The following is a 22,914-nucleotide window of genomic DNA, read 5'->3' on the forward strand; positions in this document are numbered from 1 at the left end:
GCGGCGTTGGTAGGGCTTGGTTACGCTTAAGTCGTTCATGTTAAGTGTCCACTAGAAAATAAGTGGACACTATCCTGACGGCGGCAGCGCCTGGCTCAAGATGGGATTACCGGACGCTTACGGTTCAGTTTCAGAACAGTGTAGCTACTGTGGCAAGAGTCCAGCTTATAAGTCTACTGATCAATATTGGGTTTGTCGGTCGTGCGCCCTCAGAGCTCTGGCGGCTGCAAGAGATTGGTACAAGTGGCAAAAGTAGGTGGATTGCGCTTAACCAATGTAGGCACGGCGACGCCCATTACATTGCGCCTTCGGCTCCATTCCACGGGCGCGCATGCTGCAGGCGTTAAGCTTGGTTGTTGCGCGGTGCGCAACATGCTAGCATTCCCTTATGATTAAATCATTCCGTCACAAAGGACTGAAGCGGTTCTACTCGACCGGCAGCACGTCTGGCATACAGCCCGATCATGAAAAGAAACTGCGCATGCAGCTGGCAGCGCTGGATACCGCCACTTCGGTGGATGATATGGATATCCCTGGTTTTCGGCTTCACTCATTGAAGGGGCGAGACAAAGGGCGGTGGTCGATTCGTGTTAACGGAAATTGGCGCATGACGTTCGAATTTCAGGACGGCAACGCCTACATTCTTGATTATGAGGATTATCACTAATGACTATGCATAATCCGCCGCATCCTGGTGAATTCATTCGCGAGGTGTACCTGGAGCCTTTTGGTATCAGCTCTCGTCAGCTTGCTTCCAGTCTGGGCGTTTCACCTTCCACTTTGTCTCGGCTGCTCAAAGGGGATAGTGGTATTAGCCCGGAAATGTCTCTTCGGCTGTCCAAAGTTCTTGGGCGTACTCCTGAGAGCTGGTTGGCGATGCAAGATATGTACGATCTATGGGTGGCCCGCCACACGGTCAACCTGGATGGAATCCATCCCCTGGACTTCGAGGCAGCTTAACCAATGGCTTTTGTCGGACGCGCCTGCGCTGGCGCTCCGGCACGCCGCAAAGCCAGGCGTTAACCCTTCCATCCGCCACCTTGCAAAACTCCGTCAATGACGTATATTAATCGTCATGTTTACCATCATCGAAACCCCTACATTCGAAGCAGATGCCAGAAAGATTTGGACTGAGGAGGAACGGAATGCGTTCTTTGCCTGGCTGGCAGCCAATCCGGAAATTGGCGATCCCATTCCAGGTAGCGGCGGATGTAGAAAGGTTCGATGGTCGGTGGCGGGTTCAGGGAAGCGTGGTGGAGTGTGAGTCATCTACTTCACCAGATTGGCAAATGGTGAGATCTGGCTGTTGGTGATCTACAAGAAGGCCGTCAAGGAGAACATATCCGCGCATATCCTGAAGTCGATTCGTGAGGTACTGGAAAATGAGTAATGAGACTCTGAGTGCTGAGGAGCTTGGCAACAAGCTGCTCCAATCCGTTAAAGAAATGAAAGCGGGCAAAGCCGCACGGGCCAGTTGTGTGGAGCCAAACGAGGTCGCAGAGGCGCGCGGCAAGACTGGCCTCACACAGCGAGAGTTTGCCGAGGCACTCCATATATCTCCACGTACGTTGCAGGAATGGGAGCAGGGGCGACGTAAACCTTCCGGGCCGGCAAAGGCGCTCATTGAGATTGCGTTTCGCCATCCGGAGGTTATTCGGGAAGACCTCGAACTCAGGGGTTAACAAGGTGGCCAACGGGACGCCAACTACGCTGCGCTCCGTTGCCGCTCATGCCAAGAGGCTTCGGCTCATTTTCGGTAGACTGAATGCAGCGGCGAATGCCAAAGATATGGACTTACCCGGTCTTCGTTTGCACGAACTCTCTGGCAATCGGGTCGGCATCTGGTCAGTGACAGTCAGTGGTAACTGGCGAGTGACCTTCCAGTTCGAAGACGGAGATGCCGAGATTGTGAACTACGAAGATTATCACTGAGGTACCGTCAATGTTAATGCACAACCCTCCGCACCCGGGTGAAGTACTGCGAGAGCTTTGTATTGAGCCCCTCGGCCTCTCTGTCACCGGTGATGGCGGGCGTTATGTTGCTAGGAGAGCCTCGTTGTGATCTTGAAACTTGACCATTTTGTACTCACTGTGCGCAGCATAGAGGATACGGTTCGCTTTTATACGGATGTCCTCGGTATGGAGCAGGAAATTTTTGGTGAGGGAAGAGTTGCGCTGAAATTTGGTGCCCAGAAGATCAATCTGCACCAATCGGGTAAGGAGTTTGAACCAAAAGCTCGCATTCCCACGCCGGGTTCGGCAGATGTATGTTTTATTACCGATCTGCCTATCCACGAGGCTTACGATCGAGTTTCAGAAAAAAAGGTTCAAATCGTAGAAGGCATTGTTTCGCGCACAGGGGCGGTAGGGCCAATACAATCCTTTTACTTCAGAGATCCGGATCAAAATTTGATCGAGGTTTCGTCGTACGGAACCGCAACATAACCAGTTATTCAAGTTCGTTCCCGGCCTTCGGCCTACACCGGACGCCCGTGTCAGGGCGCCGAACAGGAACCCGATACGAGGTGTGGTACATCCGGGGTGAGCGGGCACGTGACCGCGAAGCCGAAGTACTGAGCCCGCTGCGGGACCTGGACAAGTGGATACGGCGGAGAATGAGAAGTTACGTGTGGAAGCAATGGGGCCGAAGGGGGTATCGTGAGGTGCCTCCCTATCCCGATTAGGCACTGACAGGGGATGCTTCTTGGATAGTAAACTTATGAGCTTAGTCCAACGGTTACAGGTACCTGACCGACCCCAAAAAAACAGCCGCTATTCCGGTCCACGAGTGGCGGTGATTTATGGCTTTATGGCCCGACGACTGATGCAACGCAATTTGCTGCATTACCTCAGAAGCAAGGGCCTGTCAGATGTGACAATGTACGGTCACCTGCACTCGGTTGATTCGATATCAGATGACTTACAAACATCATTTAGCGAGGGGCGAAGTCTCGTGATTCTCGGGTATAGTCAGGGCGGGTTCCAAGCGGTCAAGGTTGCACGCGAGCTTGAGCAGCGAGGTGTGGATGTTGCCCTGCTCGTCAGCATCGCCGCAGGAGGGCTGGGTCGAGTATTCCCAGGACGGTGGGGTTTCGATCCTCGCACCGTACCGACAAATGTTGATGTGTGCCTTAACTTCTTCTCGAAGGGTGACCTGCTCGGGTGCGACCGAAGTCACCAAATGAACGAGGCTGTTGGGAGCAGAGCCTCGCAACGGGTCGAAAACCACATGTTTCATGCGCGGGAGGGCATCAGTCATATTGATCTTGTGAGGTGCTATCCGGAAAAAGAGATCAAACCTGCTGTGCGAACACATGTAATTGAAAGGATCATGACGGAGATTAGCGGGCTCGAAGGGTCCGGCGCCCAACCAGGCGCTCAAGCGGACAGTCCCGCGTTCAGCCAGCCTACCGCTTAGCTTCGCTACATGGACTCCCCCTTTAGGCCACGGAAGAGGTTCTAATGACTGATCATTTCGGTTCTTGTTTGTGTGGCATGGTGAGTTTTCAGGTAGAAGGTGATTTCGATAGCTTCTACCTGTGCCATTGCCGGCATTGCCAAAAGGATACGGGTTCGGCCCATGCGGCAAATCTATTCTCTCATTCCGCTAAGTTGGTCTGGCAATCGGGTGCAGATGCTGTAGCTTCTTTTACGCTTCCAGGTACTCGTCACAACAAGAGCTTTTGTAAGTTGTGTGGTTCAGCATTGCCAAATACACAGATCGCGGGTTTACTTGTCGTTCCTGCAGGGTGTTTGGACTCTCAAATAACGATGTTGCCTACGGCGCATATCTTCTCATCCGGCAAAGCTGTTTGGGATGAGCGGTTGGAGGAGGTGCCAAAGTTCGAGGGTCTGCCAACGTAGCCGGCACCACATAACCCGTGCATTGAATTCGTTCCGGGCCTGATGACCCTCCACCTACTTTAACCGACCGCTACTGCAGTTCGTTAGCAAAGCGCTCGACAGCTTCTACCACCTGTTTTGCGCCTTCCTGGATTTCTACAATCACTGCACCCGCCTGGTTGGCTAATTCAAGACCTTGCTCTGCTTTTTCGCGGGTGCTGAACATCTCGCGCATTACATCATCTGAGAGCACCTGGTTCTTTTCGACGACACCGACTATCTCTTCTGTGGCTTTGCTGGTACGAGCGGCCAACTGCCGCACTTCGTCAGCAACCACCGCAAATCCGCGCCATTGTTTCAGAGCGTTGGCCACGCCATTCACCCCTGCGACATCAACAGGATTGAAGTGGGGGGTGGTTTGGAGGGTGTGTCGCGCATAAACTGGCATCAATGAAGCCCTGTGCAATCAACGAGACCTGTATAGTTAGCCATGACCATCCCGATCAAGAACGTATCGAGCCCTGAGGTTTCCTGCTCAAACTGTCAGGCTTGTTGTTGTCGTTTAGAAGTGATGATTATCACAGACACAGGCGTGCCTGAGCGGCACATCGCGTTCGATGAGTGGGGCGGCGAAACCATGCTGCGTCTGGAGGACGGTTGGTGCTCGGCTTTAGACCGTGACACGTTTATGTGCACCATCTACGAGAATCGCCCCTGGATTTGCCGGGAATTTGAAATGGGTTCCTATGAGTGCCGTGAGGAACGAGCAGAAGGTTTGTGGTAGCGCCTGCTGCTAACCCAATGGAATTTTGCCGGGGTTTTGCTGTTGGGCTTGAGTAGGCCCGTTACCGAACCCTGACCCGGTCGCCATCGTTCAAGCCCCGCCTCGGGTGCCTCACTACACGATCACCAGCTTTCAGCCCATCAGTTACAACGGTTGCGAGACCGCTACTGGCACCAATGTCGACTGACTGTATGTTGGCAACATCGCCATTCACCAGGAATACTGCGTGGCCGCCTTCGTGGCGGAACAGCGCCGACGCGGGTACCTGCAGGGTGTCTTCGGACTGCCAGAGGATGAATTCGGCGTCTACCCGGTAGCCATCGCCCAGAAGTTCCCATCGTTCGTGTTGGCTGACCATGTCGACAATCACTTTCACTCGTTGCTCTTCCACGCCCAGTGCGGAAACGTCTACGAAACCTACTGGCTCCACGCGTTTGATCACCGCCTGCAGCTCCGGTCCGCCCCAGCCGGTCAGGCGAGTTTGCAGGCCGGGCTTCAGTTTGATGGCATCAAAGCTCAAAACGTCGACCACCACGTCCAGCGCGCCGGGGTCGCCCACTTCCAGAATGGCTTCGCCGGTGTGAATGACCCCTTCGCTTTTTCGAACGATGTTGAGAATGGCGCCACTGACCGGCGAGCGGATTGCCACGCGCTCGGCAGGCCTGTCGCCGTTCTGGCTTGCGGACGACAACTGCAGCCGGGTGCGGGCGGCTGCCAACTCATGGACGGCGACTTCTTCATCAAACGTTGCCGAGCGCAGAATGGCCTGCGCCCTGGCGGCGGCGGTTCTGGCCTGCTGGAGCTGTTCGCTGGACACAAAACGGGAGGCTTCCAGCGATTGCAGGCGTTGGTATTCCTGCCGGGCAAATTCCGCATCGGCCTGAGCGGCGGCGACTTGCTGCCGGATCGATTGCACCATGGCGTTGGCCGCCGCAACACGGGCTTCGGCCTCGGCACGGCTGCGGGTATCGAGAATGCTGGCTGGTATGGGCGCCAGGTAGGTCAGCAGTTCACCGGGGATGACTGGGTCACCCACTTCCATTGGTAACCGGTGCAAGTAGCCAGTGACCGGGGCGGAAATCTGGTATCGATCTTTTACCCGGGTTTTGCCTTCTTCAAGGACGGTTACCTCCATCGGACCACGTTCTACCGTAGCCAGATCTACCCAAACCGGGTCGGGGCGCAAGATGAAGAAAAAAACGGTGATGGCGAGCAAGGCAATGACAGACCAGAAAATCCATTTTCCTAACGCGCTTGTGTGTGTTGCCATGGCAGGCCTCTTTCTTAAGCGATCGGTTATTCCCGGGTTTTGAGTACGGCGACGAGATCCAGCTTGCGGAGCCTCAGCCAGGTAATGAAACCTGATAACAGGGCGGACGCCACCACGACATTGGCGGCCAGCGCGAGGGTTTTCCCTGTGATGACCAGCGGCACCCGGTACAGCTCCGTTTGCAGTGCTGTAATCACGAGGTTTGCCAGGCCAAAGCCGATGCCCCAGCCCAACGGTATACCGAGGATGAGCAGAATCGCCAGCTCGCCTAACAGAATGTGGGACACCTCGTTATGGCTGTAACCCAATACTCGCAAACTGGCCAGGTCTCGTCCCCGTTCGGCCAGGGAGATTCGGGCGGTGTTGTAGATCACACCAAAGGCAATGATGCCTCCCAGCAGGCTGATGATAAAGGTGTAGGTAAGGAAGGTACTGGCCAGGGTTTCAAAAAAGCTGTCCAGCATGGCCTGGCGCAGGGCAGTGCCGAGAACTCGGGGGGTGTTGCGAAGGTCTCGATACACCGTATCCACGAGGTCGGGGTCGAGGTTGAGTAGTACCTGGTTGACCACGGGGCCTTCTCGCAAGGCCTGGTTCATCGCGGCTAGGCTCATGTAGGCACCGACACCCAGAAACTCACTGCTGATGCCCGCCACTGGAAGTTGCAATGAGAGGCGCTGGCCGTCAAGTACACGCACCTGTACCTGGTCCCCTGGGCTGATGTTAAGCGCGACCGCCAGATAATCGGTAAGCAGCAGGCCGACCGGGGGTATGCTGACGGTGTTCAGGTTTTTGTCCACAACAAACTGGAGCTCTGCGTGCTCGGGAATGCCGGTGAGCGCCGTGCGCCAGCGTCGGTGCCCGTTAACCAGTTCAATCGCAACCTGGCGTCGGCCTTCGGTATAGAGCACCCCGGGTTGTCTGGCCATGGCATAGAGCGCGGACTGGTTGACCGGATCGGTCAGGGTTACCGTCAGGTCCTGTTGCTGAACTCGGCCGAACTGGGTGTGAACCATCAAAGACACCGAGCTGAACTGGAAATTGCCCACCACCACAATCGCCGTGGCCATTGCGATTCCGGCAATAGACAGAGCCGTGCGGCCCGGGCGTCGGGCCAGTTGTCGCACAATCATACGTGACGGTTGTTGGAATCGTACCCAGGACAGCCAACGCTCGGGGAGGGTGACCTGGTATCTGGCGGGCGCCTCTGGTTGCATGGCCTCGGCCGGTGGCAAGGAGGCGGCTTGACGGATAGAGCGCCAGCCGCCGAGCCAGGCCGCACTCAGGCTTACGAAGGCCAGTGCGAGTACCCAGAGTGGGCTGATCCGGAATAGCAGTTCCGGAAAGCGGTAGTACTCGATGTACAGCCCACCCAACATACGGCCAAGCCAGAGCCCGGCCAGGGTGCCGATGAGCAAGCCGGCCAAGGCAATGCTGAGCACCAGCTGACTGTAATGCCAGCCAATCTGTCGGTTGCTGTAGCCAAAGGCCTTAAGTACCGCAATGACTTCCCGTTGGGTGCTGATCAGGCGGCCAACCACCACGTTAAGCAGGAACATGGCCACGCCCATGAAAATGGCGGGGAAAATTATTGCCATGGCTTTTAGTTGTTCCAGCTCATCGCTCAGAAAACGATGGGAGAACTGATCCGCCCTGGCGTAGGCGCCGGTAGTGCCGTAACGCTCTAGCAAGCGGTCCAGCTGGTCAATCACGTCCTCCACGGGGCGGTTGGGCGCTGTCTGCAACACCAGGCTATTGAACGCACCTTTCATGTCCATGGCCGCTGCCAGGCCCGCCTGCGACATCCAGAGTACTCCGAAACGCTGATAGTCTGGCAGCATGCCGCCTGGGGGGATCACGTAGATGAATTCGGGAGATTCGGCGATACCGACAATGGTGAGGGTCTGTCGGCGGCCGTTGATGATGGCGTTTAATTGATCGTCCAGTTGCAGGCCGTGGGCGTCTGCAAAGCTGCCGATGATGGTGACCTCATCACTACGGCTGATCTCAGGTAGGCGGCCGTGGCGCAAGTAGAGCTGGTTCACTTCAGGCTGACCTGTTTCCGGAACTGAGACCAGGTGCGCCGATACAGGATCATCAAAGCCCGCAACCTCGAGTTTGGCGCCGCCTTCCACCCGGCCACTAACCCGGGTAACGCCGGGGATCTGGGTTACCTGTTGCAGCAAATGGCGAGGAGCCCGTTTCAGCGAGACAAACACATCGGCAAACTGGTGCTGCTGATAGTATTGGCTTCGGGTGGCGCTGAGCGACGAGTAATTCACCAGTGACATCAGGCACACGGCAATGCCACCGGCGATTACCAGGGCAATCGCCAGCATCTGGCCGCGCATCTGCCAGAGCTCCCGTCGGAGTTTGGTGTGCAGCACGCTGGTGCGGAAGCCCGGCACGGAATTACCAGCTCAAGGAGCGCGGATCTTGCCGCGTTGCGTTGTGATGCTCACCACTGATGGTTCCGTCAGAGAGGGTGATGACTCGATCGGCCATCTGCGCAATAGACGCGTTGTGGGTAATGATAACGGTCGTAGTGCCGGTTTCTCGGTTGGCTTTTTCCAGTGCGGCCAGAACCAGAATGCCAGTGGCGGAATCCAGGGCGCCGGTAGGCTCATCACACAGCAGTACGTTGGGCTGTTTGGCGATGGCCCGGGCGATTGCGACCCGCTGTTGTTCGCCGCCAGAGAGCTGGGCCGGAAAGTGATCCGCCCGGTTGGCCAACCCGACCAGTTCGAGCGCGGCATCCGGCTCCATCGGGTTGCGGGCTATTTCGGTCACGGCGATTACATTTTCCCGCGCAGTCAGGCTGGGGATCAGGTTGTAGAACTGGAACACGAAACCCACATAATCCCGTCGGTAGCGGGTGAGCTCTTTGTCGGTAGCCCGGGTGAGGTCGGTGTCCAGGTATTTCACTTCGCCGCTGGTGGGTACATCCAGCCCGCCTAATATATTCAACAACGTGGATTTGCCGGAACCCGACGCACCCAGCATCACCACCAGCTCACCGGCGTAAAGATCTAGATCCACGCCGCGCAGGGCGTGCACTTGTACCTCGCCCTGATGGTAGGTCTTCGTCAGGCCGGAAGTGTGGAACACAGGTTGGTTCGGCTGGGTGATCATGGGGTTGAGTATAGCCCAGCGCCAGAACCCCGGTTTGAGAGGGCTCAATAAAACGGCAAACGTGCGCAGGCATGGGGGATTCAGGTAAAGTCAGTGAAACGCGTATCCACACCCACGTACTAGAGGTATTCCATGAGCGATCCGACTTACACCCCGCCCCAGGTCTGGAAGTGGAATCCGGGAAATGGCGGAAGGTTTGCCAACATCAACCGCCCGATAGCCGGCCCGACTCACGACAAAGAGTTGCCGGTGGGTGAGCATCCGTTCCAGCTGTATTCCCTGGCTACACCCAATGGAGTCAAGGCCACTATCATGCTGGAAGAGCTGCTGGAAAAAGGCATCAAAGACGCCGAGTACGATGCCTGGTTGATCCAGATTATGGAGGGCGATCAGTTCAGCAGCGGCTTTGTGGACGTTAACCCCAATTCCAAAATACCGGCGTTGCTTGATCGCAGTGAAAGCCCGGCTGTGCGGGTTTTCGAATCCGGCTCAATCCTGTTTTATCTGGCCGAAAAGTTTGGTGAGTTTTTGCCGACCGGTCGTGCTCAGCGCTCGGAAACAATGAACTGGCTGTTCTGGCAGATGGCCAGCGCGCCAATTCTGGGCGGCGGTTTCGGGCACTTTTACGCCTATGCGCCGGAAAAATACGAATACCCGATCGACCGCTACACTATGGAGGTGAAGCGGCAACTGGATGTGTTGGATCGCCAGTTAGCGAAAAACGAATACATTGCCGGTGATGAATACACCATTGCGGATATGGCGATCTGGCCCTGGTACGGCGCTTTGGTGAAAAACATGGTGTATGAGGCGGCCGAATTCCTGGAGGCCCACACCTACACCAACGTTGTGCGGTGGACTAATGAGCTGGCCCAGCGGCCGGCGGTTAAGCGCGGCCGGATGGTCAACAAGGCATGGGGCGAGCTGTCCTCCCAGTTGCATGAGCGCCATGATGCCAGCGATTTTGAATTGCGCACCCAGGACAAACTGGGCGGTGGTGAATAAGGAGCAATAATGGTTGTGCCTGCGGCGTTAACAGAAGACCAGATTTACCACCGCTGTCCGCCTGAGATGCTGGACTTTGACACCACTGAGGCTCTGGAGAATGTGGACCTGCCGTTTGGGCAGGAGCGTATGCTTCGTGCTCTGGAATTTGGTGCGGGCATGCGCGCCAGCGGTTTTAATCTGTTTGTTCTGGGGCCGTCCGGCGCAGGTAAGCATGAACTGGTCAAACGGTTCCTGGCCAGTCATGCCGCAGGCAAACCGGTGCCTTCAGACTGGTGCCATCTCTTTAACTTTCAGCAGTCAGACAAGCCTGTGGCGATCACGCTACCTCCGGGTGAAGGCAGGGTCTTCAAAAGTGACATGAGCATCCTCGCCAGTGAGCTGAAAACCGCGATTCCGGCTACGTTTGAAAGTGAGGAATATCAGGCCCGCATTCAGGAGTTGCAGGAAGAGGTCACCCGGCGTCAGCAAAAGGGCCTGTTTGCCATCCAGGAAGAGGCTAACGCCAACCATATTGCCATGCTGACAACCCCCGCCGGATTTACCTTTGCGCCGATGCGTAACGGCGAGGTGATCGAGCCCGAGGAATACAAGACCTTCTCCGATGAAGAAAAAGAGCTGGTGGAAGCCAAGGTGGAAGATCTTCAAAAGAAACTCCAGCAGGCGATCCAGCAGGTGCCGAGATTGCGCAAGGAAGTTCGCGAGCGAATACACGAGCTGAATGAAGAAATGGTGCAGCTGACGTTGGGCGGCCCGATTGGTGAGCTGCGCGAGAAATGGTCTCATGTCCCGGCGGTGGTCGCGTATCTGGATGCTGTGCGCGAGGATGTCGTGGAGCACGCTGAAGCGTTCCAGGACAACGAAAACGGTGCCCCCGCAGGGCTGCTGAACCGCTACCGCGTTAATCTGCTGGTCGATAACGCCGATACCCGCGGTGCCCCGGTGGTCTACGAGGATTTGCCCAACCACCAACATTTGACCGGGCAAATCGAACATCGGGCCCATCAGGGTAACCTGTATACCGACTTCACGTTGATTCGCGCCGGCTCTCTGCACAGGGCCAATGGCGGATATCTGGTACTGGATGCCCGCCGTATTCTGACCCAGCCCATGGCCTGGGAGAGCCTTAAACGCATCTTGTTCTCCGGCGAGATCCGCATTGAATCGCTGGAACGATTGTATGGCCTGGCGACCACCGTCAGCCAGCAGCCGGAGCCGATTCCCCTGAATGTGAAAGTGGTGTTGCTGGGCGATCGCACGCTGTATTACCTGTTGTCCCATTATGATCCCGACTTCCTGGACCTGTTCAAGGTAGAAGCGGATTTTGAGGATGACCTGGAACGGGACGACGACAGTTACCTGCTGTATGCCCGCATGATTGCCACCATGGCTCGGGCATCCGGCATCAAAGCGCTGGACCGCGCGGCCGTTGCCCGGGTGATCGAACATGCCAGCCGCCTGGCTGGGGATCAGAAAAAGCTGACCGCCCACGACCGTGTGCTGAAGGATTTGCTCAGCGAGGCTGACCATTGGGCCAGCGAGGCCGGCAGTGCCCGTATTGAGGCCTGTCACATACAGCAGGCCATCGATGAGCGGGAGTATCGCGCCAGTCGAATCCGGGAACGCAGTCTGGAGCAGATTCGCCGCGGCTTGATGATGATTGCCACGACAGGCGAGCAGGCCGGGCAAGTGAATGGTTTGTCGGTATTGCAGATCGGTGCCACCCGGTTTGGCCAGCCCACCCGCATTACGGCCACCGCACGCCCGGGCAAAGGGCAGGTGGTGGATATCGAACGAGAAGCGAAGCTTGGCGGCCCGATCCACAGCAAGGCGGTGATGATCCTCTCGCGCTTTCTGGCCAATCGGTATGCCCCGATGGGGGAGTTGTCGTTGTCTGCCAGCCTGGCATTCGAGCAGTCCTACGGAGGTGTGGAGGGCGATTCGGCCTCGGTCGCAGAAACCTGCGTGCTGCTGTCGGCCATAGCCGGCGTGCCGCTAAAACAGTCGCTGGCGGTTACCGGTTCGATGAATCAGCACGGCGAGGTGCAGGCAGTGGGGGGCGTGAATGAAAAAATCGAAGGTTTCTTCAACGTCTGCCAGCAGGCAGGAGGTGTTAACGGCCAGGGTGCCCTGCTACCGGCCAGCAACATTGAACATTTAATGCTGAACGACGATGTCCGTGGCGTGGTGCGCGACGGGCGCTTTGCCATTTACCCGCTTACCCGAATCGATCAGGCCATTGAGTTGCTGACCGGGATGGAAGCCGGCGAACCGGATGCCGATGGCCAGTTCCCCGAGAACAGCTTCAATCGCCTGGTGGCTGAGCGTTTGGCGAAGTTTGCCGAAGTCGGCAAGAAAAAGGATTCGGAACAGGAGAACGGTAACGGAGGCAATGGCGATGGCAGCGACGGAGATCGCTGAATCAAAGTCGACGGCGAAGGCTGCAGGCCGGGTTCTGATCTTGCTGGACGGCTCCCGCCTGAGCCTCGCCGCTCTGGAGGCTGCGGCCGAGATCGCGGCCGCCCGCAAGGCCGAAGTGCTGGGTATCTTTGTGGAGGAGGTTAACCTGTTGCGCAGCGCGGGCTACGGCTTTGCCCGCGAAGTTGGCGGCAGCTCCGGGTTGGCCCGTCCCCTGGATGTAGCCGCGTTGGAGGCACGAATGCATTCGTTGGCGCAACAGGTGCGTCGCTCTCTGGAGCAGGCTATGGCGCGACGGGGCTTGGTGCAGGCGCTGAAGTTGTGCCGAGGACGTGTGGCGGATGAGGTGCTGAGCCTGGTCGGGCCGGAGGATCTGGTGGTCATGGGCCGGGTGGGCTGGTCCGGGATTCCTGGTGCCCGTCTCGGCTCTACTGCTCGCATTTTGGTGCGACAGGCGCCGGGAGATGTGCTGCTTTGGGTGGAGCCCCGGCCACGCCGGCAGGAGCGTGTGGTGGTATTGCTCAACCACGATCAGGGTGCCAATCACCGGGCGGTCAAAGTGGGTGCAGAGCTAGCCCGGAGACACCATCAGCCACTGACGGTGCTGGTTCGGATGGCAGCTGGTAAGGGTCAGCCGATTACTGAAGATTTGATGGCCTATCTGCGCCACGAAGGTATTACCGCCAGGGTGAAACTGCTGCCGATGGCCAGTGCCGTTGCGGTGGCAAGAGCAATGCGGGAGGAGGGGATGGCACAGTTAGTGATCAGTCGCCAATGCAGTTTGTTTGGCGAGCAGGGCGCAGAGGCCCTGCTGGCGGCCATGGATGTGCCGGTGACGGTAACGCCTTGACGCTGGTTTGAAGGTCAGGCAATTTCCCGGTCGCCGGCTTTATTAAGTACCTGCGCAATGGCATCTGCCTCCAGCGTTTCATGCTCCATGACCGCCTTGGCCAGCGCTTCGAGCTCTTTGCGGTGCTCTTGCAGGAAGTTGACTGTGAAGGCTTCCAGCTTCAGTAACTGGGTCTGAATTTCGGAATCAATCATCTCGGCCAGTTTTTCACTGTATTCCCTGGGCGCCCCCATTTCCCGGCCCAGGAAAACGTGCTCTTCACCAATCCCCAGGCCCAGTGGCCCGACAGTTTCACTCATGCCCCATTGGCCGATCATACGGCGCAGTAACTTGGTAGCTTCTTTCAGGTCGTTCTGGGCACCGGTACTCACTTCTCCATAGATGATTTTTTCCGCCGAACGGCCGCCCAGCATCACCTTGATGCGATCCCTCAGATAGCTTTCTGTATAGTTGTATTTGTCTTCTTTGGGCGTCTGTTCGGTAACGCCCATGGCCATGCCGTGGGGGATGATGGTGATTTTGGTGAGTGGGTCGGCCTTGGGCATGTAATGGGCCATCAATGCGTGGCCGCATTCGTGGTAGGCCACCACTTCTCGTTCTTCCGGTGTCAGATGGGCATCACGCTCTTCTCCGAGAATAATGCGATCTCGCGCCAGCTCGAAGCAATGGGCATTCACCTCCTCCAGATTTTCCCGGGCAGCCGTGAGGGCTGCTTCGTTTACCAGGTTTTTCAGGTCGGCGCCGGAGAAGCCGGTGGTGCGGGCCGACAACTGCTCCAGGTTTACATCGTGGGCCAGGGGTACTTTGCGCACGTGGACCTGCAAGATGGCCTCCCGGGCCTCTTTGTGGGGCAGATCCAGAGTGATCTTGCGGTCAAAGCGGCCGGGCCGAAGCAGGGCAGAGTCCAGTACGTCCGGGCGGTTGGTGGCAGACAGCACCAGAATGTTTTCGTGGGCCTCAAAACCGTCCATTTCGGTGAGAATCTGGTTCAGGGTTTGTTCCCGCTCGTCGTGGCCACCGCCCAGACCGGCCCCCCGTGAGCGCCCGATGGCGTCCAGTTCGTCGATAAAGATCAGGGCCGGCGCCTCTTTTCGGGCGGTCTGGAACATGTCCCGCACCCGGGCCGCGCCGACGCCGACAAACATTTCGATGAATTCCGAGGCGCTGATGCTGAAAAATGGCACTTCGGCTTCTCCGGCAATGGCTCTGGCCAGGAGTGTCTTGCCTGTGCCTGGCGGGCCCACCAACAGCACGCCTTTGGGCATGACCGCGCCCAGTCGGCGGTATTTTTCCGGCGCTTTCAGGAAATCAATGATCTCGGCAATGTCTCGCTTTGCGGATTCGATGCCGGCGACGTCTGCCAGTGTGGTGCTGGAAGTTTCTTTGCGGGCCCGCCGAGCTCTGGATTTGGCGTAGTCAAAGGGGCTGCCGCCGCCTGTCATACGCTTTTGAGCGGCCCCCCAGAACCAGAACATCAGTCCCAGCAACAGAATCCAGGGTAGAAAGCCCAGGATCAGCTCTTGCCACCAGGGCCGCCCGGATGCGGCTCCGCGGATGAGCACTTGTTGCTGTTCCAGCAGCGACAACAGGTCTGGATCCTCCACAGGTGGTCGCACGGTGAGGAATCGGGTGCTGGTGGATCCGGTATCAGAGCTGAAGCGGCCAGCGCCGGAATCGGTAAATTGGCCCCGAATTTCCTCGTTCTGCAGGGTGACCTCGGCCACCTGGCCATTCAGCACGGCTTCCTTGAATTCGGAATAGGCCAGTTCCCGTTGCTGGGGCTGGCCACTGTCCTGAAGCCACAGAAACATCAGAAAAATGGCCGCGCTCAGCCAGATGAACGACAGCTGGTTAGGCGCCGCAGGCTGAGGGCTTGGGTCTTTACTTTGTTTCTCCGGTTCCATGCCTGCTTTCCTTTATTAATAGCCTTTGGCGGATGATGTGCTGCGCCTTGGGTCTGCGCCACCGTAAAGCGTACCATCAGCGCCAATCAGGATGCTCTGGATTGCCCCCATGGCGGTGCTGGTGCTTACTTTGTGACCTCGCGCTTCGAGCAGTTTGATTGTGTCCGGGCTAATGCCCTGCTCGATGCGGATTTCGTCGGGTAGCCATTGGTGGTGAATGCGGGGTGCATTCACCGCGGTTTGTATATTCATATTATGGTCGATCACGTTCATCACCACTTGCAGCGTGGTGGTGATAATCCGGGAACCCCCGGGGCTGCCGGTCACCAGAAAGTTGTCGCCGTCTTTACGAACAATGGTCGGCGACATCGAACTGAGCATGCGTTTGCCCGGCTCGATCTTGTTGGCGTCACCGCCGATCAGACCATAGGCGTTGGCCGTACCCGGTTTGGCGCTGAAGTCGTCCATTTCGTTATTGAGCAGAAAGCCCGCTCCGGCGACAGTAATGCCTGAGCCATAGCTGAAATTGATGGTGTAGGTGTTGGAGACGGCGTTGCCCCATTGGTCCACTACAGAGAAATGTGTGGTTTCCGGGCTTTCCCACCCGGGAGGCTTGCCGTGTTGGATGTCGGTGGATGGCCGAGCCCTTTCCATGCGAATGGTTTTGCGCAAGTCGTTGGCGTAATCCTTACTGGTCAATCCCTTGAGCGGAACCTCTACGTAGTCCGTATCGCCCAGATAGTGGGAGCGGTCGGCATAGGCCAGTTTCATGGCCTCGGCCATAAGGTGAATCGTGTCGGCGGCGTTATGGCCCATGTCACCGATTGGGTAACCCTCAAGAATATTGAGTATCTGCACAATGTGGATGCCACCGGAAGAGGGCGGCGACATGGAATAGATGTCGTAGCCCCGATAGCGACCGTGGACGGGCTGGCGCACGGCTGGCTGGTAGTTCTTCAGGTCGTCCAGTGTGATCAGGCCACCGTTGCGCTGCATTTCGTTGACGATCAGCTCGGCCGTTTTGCCCTGGTAGAACCCTTTCACCCCCTCATCAGCAATGCGCTGAAGGGTGTCGGCCAGTTCTGGCTGCCGGAAAATCTCACCCGGCTGTGGGGCGGAACCATCGTCCTTGTAGAATGTGCGCTTGGTTGCTGGCCAGCGCTGAAGCCGGTCTTTTGCCTGCTCCAGGCCTTCGGTAAAGCGGTGTGGAACCACAAAGCCGTCGCTGGCCAGGTGAATCGCCGGCGCCAGGGCTTGTTTCAGTGAAAGCGTTCCATGACGCTCAAGTGCGAGGGCCAGGCCGGCTACGGTGCCGGGCACCCCAGCCGCCAGATGGCTGAACCGACTGCGTTCGTTGACCACTTCGCCGTTTTGGTCCTGAAACATGGTTTCTGTGGCCGCTGCCGGGGCCGTTTCACGGTAGTCGATGGCCTCCGGGGTTGTGCCGTCGCCGGGGGCATAGAGCAGAAAACCGCCGCCGCCAATGTTGCCCGACCGTGGCTGGGTCACGGCCAGGGCAAAACCTGCTGTTACGGCGGCGTCGACGGCATTTCCGCCGCGCTTGAGCACATCAAGTGCCACCTCGGTGGCCAGTGTGTGACTGGTGGCGACCATGCCTTGAGCGCCCAGGACCGGATGGAAGCGCTCGCCTTCAAGGATGGCCTGGTTGCTGGCCGTGGCTGACCCGACAGGCAATAAAATCAGTAGCGCGGCTGTTGCGCCCCACAGGCGTCTCAGCGGGATTTTTGAAAGGGGGCTGTGGTGAACTCTGTCCATGATTGCATTCCTCGTTTCTGGCTGCCAGATAGGCTATCATAGCCGGTCATTTTTACCGGCGCGTACCGATTCTCTGCTACAAACGGTCGTTTGTGGTTTCCTGTCGCGCCCGCTTTCCCGGATTCAGATTAAGGAAAGGCTTAATGGAGCATACCTATCGTCTTGTTATTTCCTGCCCGGACCGGGTAGGGATTGTTGCCAAGGTGAGTAATTTTCTGTCCACCTACAACGGCTGGATTACCGAGGCGAGCCATCACTCAGATACTCAGTCCGGCTGGTTTTTCATGCGCCATGAAATCAAGGCCGAGTCGATACCGTTCGGGCTGGATCAGTTCCGCGCGGCGTTCGAGCCTATTGCCCGCGAATTCAACATGAGCTGGCACATTGCCGACTCTGCACGCCCCAAGCGAGTGGTGCTGCTATGCAGCAAAGAGTCCCATTGTCTGGCGGATCTTTTGCACCGGTGGCACAGCAAAGAGCTGAACGCCGAAATGGTGGCGGTGATCTCCAATCATGACGACCTGCGCAGGATGGTGGAATGGCACGACATTCCCTATCACCATATCCCTGTGGGCAAAGAAAACAAGGCGGAAGCCTTTGGTCAGATCGAGGAGTTGCTCGCTCAGTATGAGGTGGACGTTGTGGTGCTTGCCCGCTACATGCAGATTCTGCCGGCGGAGCTTTGCGAGAAGTACGCCGGCAAGGTGATCAACATCCATCACAGCTTTCTGCCGTCGTTTGCCGGTGCCCGTCCGTACCACCAGGCTTACAGCCGCGGTGTCAAACTGATTGGTGCCACCTGTCACTACGTGACCCAGGATCTCGACGAAGGCCCGATCATTGAGCAGGACGTGATCCGTATCAACCACAGCGACTCCATCGAAGACATGGTTCGGCTGGGTAAAGATGTCGAGAAAAACGTACTGGCCCGTGGCTTGCGGTCTCATATTGAAGACCGCGTGATTACCTATGAAAACAAGACCGTAGTATTCGATTAAGGCTGTACCACAGTCGCCCCTCGGGGCCGTTGACTGTGGTATGCTTGGCGGCTTGTTGAAGAATAAAGACGGGGCCCGAAATTGGCCCCGGGACGACTTCCAGATAACGCAAAGGAACCTTTCTCGATGGGTGAGTTAGCCAAAGAGATCCTGCCGGTCAATATTGAAGACGAACTGAAACAGTCCTACCTCGATTACGCCATGAGCGTTATTGTGGGCCGGGCATTGCCGGATGTGCGAGACGGCCTCAAGCCGGTGCATAGACGGGTGCTGTTCGCCATGTCCGAGTTGGGGAACGACTGGAACAAGGCGTACAAGAAATCTGCCCGTGTGGTGGGTGACGTTATTGGTAAATACCATCCTCACGGTGACTCTGCGGTATACGACACCATCGTTCGTATGGCTCAGCCGTTTTCGCTCCGCTATCCGCTGGTGGACGGCCAGGGTAACTTCGGTTCCATTGACGGCGATAACGCGGCGGCCATGCGTTACACCGAAATTCGCATGGAGAAGATTGCCCACTCCTTGCTGGCGGATCTGGACAAAGAAACCGTCGATTTTGTTGATAACTACGACGGTACCGAACGGATTCCGGAAGTACTGCCCACCCGAGTGCCAAACCTGCTGGTAAACGGTTCCTCCGGTATTGCGGTGGGGATGGCCACCAACATCCCGCCTCACAACCTGACGGAAGTCGTTAACGGTTGCCTGGCGCTGATTGATAACCCGGATCTGTCCATCGATGAGCTGATGGAATTCATTCCCGGCCCGGATTTCCCGACTGAAGGCATTATTAACGGTCGCGCCGGCATTGTTGAGGCCTATCGCACAGGCCGTGGCCGTATCTATATCCGTGCCCGCCACGAGATTGAACACGACGACAAGACCAATCGCGATGCCGTTATCATCACCGAGCTGCCGTATCAGCTGAACAAAGCCCGCCTGATTGAAAAGATCGCCGAGCTGGTGAAAGAAAAGCGTCTGGAAGGCATTACCGAGCTTCGTGATGAGTCGAACAAAGAAGGTATTCGGGTTGTGATCGAGCTGCGCCGTGGTGAAAACCCGGAAGTTGTGGTCAACAATCTGTTCGCCCAGACCCAGTTGCAGACCGTGTTTGGTATCAACATGGTGGCGCTGATCAACGGCGAGCCGAAGATTCTCAACCTCAAGGAAATGCTGGATGCGTTTGTGCGTCACCGCCGCGAAGTGGTGACCCGCCGGACGATCTACGAGCTCCGCAAAGCCCGTGAGCGTGGTCACATTCTTGAAGGTCTGACCGTTGCTCTGGCCAACATCGACGAGATGATTGAGCTGATCAAGTCTTCTCCGACCTCGGTTGAGGCAAAAGAGAAGCTGATGGCGAAAGGCTGGGCGCCGGGCAATGTCCTGGCGATGCTGGAGCGTGCTGGCGAAGACGCCTGCCGCCCGGACGACCTGCCGGAGATCTTTGGCCTGCGCGATGGCCTGTATTACATGTCGCCTGAGCAAACCCAGGCGATCCTGGATATGCGCCTGCATCGCTTGACCGGCCTGGAAACCGAAAAACTCCAGAACGAGTACAAAGACATTCTCGAGAAGATTGCCGGCCTGTTGGAAATTCTGGGCGATCCCGATCGTTTGATGCAGGTTATCCGTGAAGAACTGGAAGCCGTGGTGACCGAGTTTGGCGACGTGCGCCGCACTGAAATCACCAGCTCCCAGCGTGACCTGACGATTGCCGACCTGATTGACGAAGAAGATCTGGTGGTGACCATTTCTCACAGTGGTTATGCCAAAACGCAGGCAGTAGAAGATTATCAGGCTCAGCGCCGTGGCGGTCGCGGTAAAGCCGCAACGTCCATGAAGGATGAAGACTTCATTGAGAAGCTACTGGTGGCCAATTCCCACGACACCATTTTGTGTTTCTCCAATAAAGGCAAGGTGTACTGGCTGAGAGTGTTCGAGATTCCGCGCGGAAGCCGCGGCTCACGTGGTCGTCCGATGGTCAACATTCTGCCACTGGACGAAGACGAGCGGATTACCACCTTCCTGCCGGTGCGGGACTATCCGGAAGATCAGTTTGTGCTGATGGCAACCTCGGCCGGTGTCGTGAAGAAGACCCCGCTGCCCAATTTCTCCCGTCCGCGCAGCAGTGGCCTGATCGCCTTGAATCTGGATGAAGGCGATACGCTGATCGGCGCTGCCATCACCGACGGTAACGCTGAGATTATGCTGTTCTCTACCGCCGGCAAAGCGGTGCGTTTCAGTGAGGATCAGGTGCGGCCAATGAGCCGGACCGCCCGTGGTGTTCGTGGCATCAAGATGCAGGGCGATCACCATGTGGTGTCGCTGATTATTCCACAGGAAGGCGGCGTTCTCCTGACTGCCAGTGAACACGGTTACGGAAAGCGTACAGCCATTTCCGAATTCCCGGCATACAGCCGTGGTAGCCAGGGTGTTATTGCCATGCAATGCTCTGACCGTAACGGAAACCTGGTGACCGCGTTGCAGCTGTTCGAAGGCGACGAGATGATGCTGATTTCCGATAAGGGCACGCTGGTACGAACCCGAACGGACGAAGTGTCTGTGCTCAGCCGCAACACTCAAGGTGTTCGCCTGATTCGCCTGGCCCAGGAAGATGAGCGGCTGGTAGGCGTTGAGCGTATTGCAGAATCTGATGACGACGATGTGGACGCAGTTGCGGGCGTAGATGTGGATGCGGACGCAAGCGCAGAAGGCGAGGAAACCGAAGAATGAGCAGGGCGTTTAATTTTTGTGCCGGTCCGGCCACTTTGCCGGAGGCTGTGCTAAAGCAAGCGCGGGACGAAATGCTGGACTGGCGCGGCACGGGTATGTCGGTGATGGAGATGAGTCACCGCAGTGATGAATTTGTGGCCATCGCCGATGCGGCAGAGAAAGACCTGAGAGAACTGGCCGGGATTTCAGACGATTACGCTGTGCTGTTCATGCAGGGTGGGGCGTCCAGCCAGTTTTCCACCATCCCGCTGAACCTGCTTGGTAGCAAAGGGTCGGCGGATTACGTGAACACCGGAATCTGGTCAGGCAAGGCGATTGCCGAAGCGAAACGCTATGGTGATGTGAATATTGCGGCCAGCTCTGATGAGAGTGGTTTTACCACGATACCGGACCAGGCTGATTGGAACACCAACGCCGACGCCGCCTACCTGCACTACACCACGAATGAAACCATCGGTGGCCTGGAGTTTGATTTTATTCCGGATACTGGCGATGTGCCTTTGGTGGCCGACATGTCATCTGACATGTTGTCTCGCCCGGTCGATATTTCAAAATACGGTCTGATCTACGCCGGTGCGCAAAAGAACATCGGGCCGTCCGGTCTGGTGGTGGTCATCATTCGCAAAGACCTTCTGGGCAAGGCCCGCAAGGAAACTCCGACCATGATGAACTATCAGGTAATTGCTGATAATGGGTCCATGTATAACACCCCGGCAACCTATTCCTGGTACCTGGCCGGCCTGGTGTTCAAGTGGCTGAAGGAGCAGGGTGGCGTCAAAGCCATGGGCGAGATGAATGCTCGGAAAGCCAGAAAGCTTTATGACTTCATCGATACCAATGACTTTTATGCTAACCCTATTGCGCGGCGTTTCCGCTCCTGGATGAACGTGCCCTTCACCCTGGCAGACGACGCATTGAACAGTGAGTTTCTCAGAGGGGCAGACGCGCGCGGTTTGCTGAACCTTCAAGGCCATCGTTCAGTAGGTGGTATGCGTGCCAGCATCTACAACGCCATGCCGGAAGCGGGTGTGGATGCTCTGATCAAGTATATGGCGGAATTTGCGAAGGAGCGGGGCTGATCATGACGGATGAGAAGACCCGCCTGAGCGAGTTGCGAGACGAAATCGACAGCCTTGATCAGCAGATCATGCAGTTGATCAGCGCCAGGGCTAAATGTGCCCAGGAAGTGGCCCATGTGAAAATGGCGGCCAACCCCGGTCAGGACGTGTTTTTCTATCGTCCGGAACGGGAAGCTCAGGTTCTCCGTCGCATCAAGGAGGAGAATCCTGGCCCTCTGCCCGCTGAGGAAATGGCACGATTGTTCCGGGAGATCATGTCGGCCTGTCTGGCGCTCGAGAAGCCCATGCACATCGCATTTCTTGGGCCTCTTGGTACGTTTACTCAAGCTGCCGCGCTCAAGCATTTTGGTCATTCCGTTATCAGCGTTCCGCTGCCGGCCATTGACGCGGTGTTCCGAGAAGTGGAATCCGGCGCGGCACAATACGGTGTGGTGCCGGTGGAAAATTCCACCGAAGGCATGGTCAATCACACGCTGGACATGTTTATTGGCTCGCCGCTGAAGATCTGCGGTGAAGTCCAGTTGCGGATTCACCACCATTTGCTGGTTTCGCCCAAGCACAAAGACCAGGACATTACCCGCATTTACTCCCATCAGCAGTCGTTTGCCCAGTGCCGGCAGTGGCTGGACACGCACCGCTACGGGATTGAACGAATCACCGTTTCGAGCAACGCTGAGGCGGCCCGTCGTGCTGCGGAAGAGCCGGGGTCTGCAGCCATTGCCGGCGACATGGCTGCTGAACTCTACGGTCTGGAAAAACTGTCCAACAGCATCGAAGACCGGCCCGACAACACCACTCGTTTCCTGATCATCGGGCGCGAAGAGGTCGCTCCCAGCGGCCAGGACAAGTCTTCTGTATTGGTTTCGATGCGCAATAAGCCTGGTGCCCTTTATGCGGTACTGGAGCCGTTTCATCGCCACGGCATCAGCCTGACTCGCATTGAAACCCGGCCATCTCCCAGCGGTACCTGGGCCTATGTGTTTTACATCGATTTTGAAGGCCACATGGACGATGAGCTGGCGCGCAAAGTTTTGTCCGAAATTGATGAAGAAGCGGTAGAGCTCAAGCGCCTGGGTTCTTACCCCATTGGTGTGCTTTAAGCTCACACAGATTTGACTCGGA

Annotated in this window: 20 protein-coding genes and 1 pseudogene; 15 read left to right on the top strand and 6 right to left on the bottom strand. The window is 57.0% G+C overall.

What is annotated here, in order from left to right; all coding sequences use genetic code 11:
• The first annotated feature begins 388 nt into the window (after window positions 1–388).
• The 7 genes from QPL95_RS16980 to QPL95_RS17015 all read left to right on the top strand — a co-directional run bounded on the left by QPL95_RS16980 (window position 389) and on the right by QPL95_RS17015 (window position 3,864).
• Window positions 389–667: a type II toxin-antitoxin system RelE/ParE family toxin gene (locus QPL95_RS16980; RefSeq protein ID WP_247062703.1), complete on the top strand. Its 279-nt coding sequence runs from the start codon at window positions 389–391 to the stop codon at window positions 665–667.
• Window positions 667–960: a HigA family addiction module antitoxin gene (locus tag QPL95_RS16985; RefSeq protein WP_247065344.1), complete on the top strand. Its 294-nt coding sequence runs from the start codon at window positions 667–669 to the stop codon at window positions 958–960. The genes QPL95_RS16980 and QPL95_RS16985 overlap by 1 nt, the downstream gene beginning before the upstream one ends.
• 422 nt (window positions 961–1,382) lie before the next feature.
• Window positions 1,383–1,682, top strand: coding sequence for a DNA-binding transcriptional regulator (locus QPL95_RS16995; protein WP_303292117.1), 300 nt, complete (start codon window positions 1,383–1,385; stop codon window positions 1,680–1,682).
• Between the two features lie 4 nt (window positions 1,683–1,686).
• Window positions 1,687–1,932, top strand: a complete 246-nt coding sequence (locus QPL95_RS17000) for a type II toxin-antitoxin system RelE/ParE family toxin (protein ID WP_303292118.1) — start codon at window positions 1,687–1,689, stop codon at window positions 1,930–1,932.
• A 126-nt stretch (window positions 1,933–2,058) separates the two neighbouring features.
• Entirely contained in the window at window positions 2,059–2,445 is a 387-nt protein-coding gene (locus QPL95_RS17005) for a VOC family protein (RefSeq protein ID WP_303292119.1), read from the top strand.
• Window positions 2,446–2,788: 343 nt separating this feature from the next.
• Window positions 2,789–3,418, top strand: coding sequence for a hypothetical protein (locus QPL95_RS17010; protein WP_303292120.1), 630 nt, complete (start codon window positions 2,789–2,791; stop codon window positions 3,416–3,418).
• Between the two features lie 44 nt (window positions 3,419–3,462).
• Window positions 3,463–3,864, top strand: coding sequence for a GFA family protein (locus QPL95_RS17015; protein ID WP_303292122.1), 402 nt, complete (start codon window positions 3,463–3,465; stop codon window positions 3,862–3,864).
• Between the two features lie 70 nt (window positions 3,865–3,934).
• Here the strand turns inward: QPL95_RS17015 and QPL95_RS17020 are convergent.
• Window positions 3,935–4,213: pseudogene (locus QPL95_RS17020) on the bottom strand (methyl-accepting chemotaxis protein); the annotation flags it as partial.
• Between the two features lie 120 nt (window positions 4,214–4,333).
• On the opposite strand from QPL95_RS17020, the gene QPL95_RS17025 reads away from it, so the two are divergent.
• Window positions 4,334–4,627 (top strand): YkgJ family cysteine cluster protein, encoded by a 294-nt coding sequence (locus tag QPL95_RS17025; RefSeq protein WP_303292123.1) that lies wholly within the window; start codon window positions 4,334–4,336, stop codon window positions 4,625–4,627.
• 61 nt (window positions 4,628–4,688) lie between these two features.
• Here QPL95_RS17025 and QPL95_RS17030 read toward each other — a convergent pair whose 3' ends face one another.
• Genes QPL95_RS17030 through QPL95_RS17040 form a run of 3 tightly spaced genes read right to left on the bottom strand, consistent with a single transcriptional unit; the run spans window position 4,689 to window position 9,026 of the window.
• Window positions 4,689–5,897 (bottom strand): efflux RND transporter periplasmic adaptor subunit, encoded by a 1,209-nt coding sequence (locus QPL95_RS17030; protein ID WP_303292124.1) that lies wholly within the window; start codon window positions 5,895–5,897, stop codon window positions 4,689–4,691.
• Window positions 5,898–5,923: 26 nt separating this feature from the next.
• A complete protein-coding gene (locus tag QPL95_RS17035) occupies window positions 5,924–8,302 on the bottom strand; it encodes an ABC transporter permease (RefSeq protein ID WP_303292125.1) in 2,379 nt (792 codons plus the stop codon).
• Window positions 8,303–8,306: 4 nt separating this feature from the next.
• Complete coding sequence (locus QPL95_RS17040) at window positions 8,307–9,026, bottom strand: ABC transporter ATP-binding protein (RefSeq protein ID WP_303292126.1); 720 nt, start codon at window positions 9,024–9,026, stop codon at window positions 8,307–8,309.
• 132 nt (window positions 9,027–9,158) lie between these two features.
• Between QPL95_RS17040 and yghU the strand changes: the two genes are divergently transcribed.
• The 3 genes from yghU to QPL95_RS17055 are packed head-to-tail and all read left to right on the top strand — an operon-like array spanning window position 9,159 to window position 13,299.
• Window positions 9,159–10,031, top strand: coding sequence for a glutathione-dependent disulfide-bond oxidoreductase (yghU, locus tag QPL95_RS17045; RefSeq protein WP_303292127.1), 873 nt, complete (start codon window positions 9,159–9,161; stop codon window positions 10,029–10,031).
• 9 nt (window positions 10,032–10,040) lie between these two features.
• Entirely contained in the window at window positions 10,041–12,452 is a 2,412-nt protein-coding gene (locus QPL95_RS17050; RefSeq protein ID WP_303292128.1) for a Lon protease family protein, read from the top strand.
• The gene (locus QPL95_RS17055; RefSeq protein ID WP_303292129.1) at window positions 12,430–13,299 is read left to right on the top strand and encodes a universal stress protein; all 870 of its coding nucleotides are present in this window, start codon (window positions 12,430–12,432) and stop codon (window positions 13,297–13,299) included. The genes QPL95_RS17050 and QPL95_RS17055 overlap by 23 nt, the downstream gene beginning before the upstream one ends.
• Before the next feature lie 14 nt (window positions 13,300–13,313).
• On the opposite strand, the gene ftsH is transcribed toward QPL95_RS17055, so the two are convergent.
• Both ftsH and ggt read right to left on the bottom strand, forming a co-directional pair.
• Window positions 13,314–15,203 carry an ATP-dependent zinc metalloprotease FtsH gene (gene ftsH, locus QPL95_RS17060; protein WP_303292130.1) on the bottom strand — a complete coding sequence of 630 codons (1,890 nt, stop codon included), beginning with the start codon at window positions 15,201–15,203 and terminating at the stop codon, window positions 13,314–13,316.
• A gap of 15 nt (window positions 15,204–15,218) precedes the next feature.
• Window positions 15,219–16,979 (bottom strand): gamma-glutamyltransferase, encoded by a 1,761-nt coding sequence (ggt, locus tag QPL95_RS17065; protein WP_303292131.1) that lies wholly within the window; start codon window positions 16,977–16,979, stop codon window positions 15,219–15,221.
• 143 nt (window positions 16,980–17,122) lie between these two features.
• On the opposite strand from ggt, the gene purU reads away from it, so the two are divergent.
• The 4 genes from purU (at window position 17,123) to pheA (ending at window position 22,892) form a co-directional block, all read left to right on the top strand.
• A complete protein-coding gene (gene purU / locus QPL95_RS17070; protein ID WP_303292132.1) occupies window positions 17,123–17,977 on the top strand; it encodes a formyltetrahydrofolate deformylase in 855 nt (284 codons plus the stop codon).
• 126 nt (window positions 17,978–18,103) lie between these two features.
• Window positions 18,104–20,713, top strand: a complete 2,610-nt coding sequence (gene gyrA / locus QPL95_RS17075; protein ID WP_303292133.1) for a DNA gyrase subunit A — start codon at window positions 18,104–18,106, stop codon at window positions 20,711–20,713.
• Window positions 20,710–21,792 (top strand): 3-phosphoserine/phosphohydroxythreonine transaminase, encoded by a 1,083-nt coding sequence (serC, locus tag QPL95_RS17080; RefSeq protein ID WP_303292134.1) that lies wholly within the window; start codon window positions 20,710–20,712, stop codon window positions 21,790–21,792. Before gyrA ends, serC begins: the two co-directional genes overlap by 4 nt.
• Before the next feature lie 2 nt (window positions 21,793–21,794).
• Complete coding sequence (pheA, locus tag QPL95_RS17085; protein ID WP_303292135.1) at window positions 21,795–22,892, top strand: prephenate dehydratase; 1,098 nt, start codon at window positions 21,795–21,797, stop codon at window positions 22,890–22,892.
• The last annotated feature ends 22 nt before the right edge of the window (window positions 22,893–22,914 follow it).

It is taken from the genome of Marinobacter sp. SS5-14b (assembly GCF_030541005.1).
Classification (GTDB): domain Bacteria; phylum Pseudomonadota; class Gammaproteobacteria; order Pseudomonadales; family Oleiphilaceae; genus Marinobacter.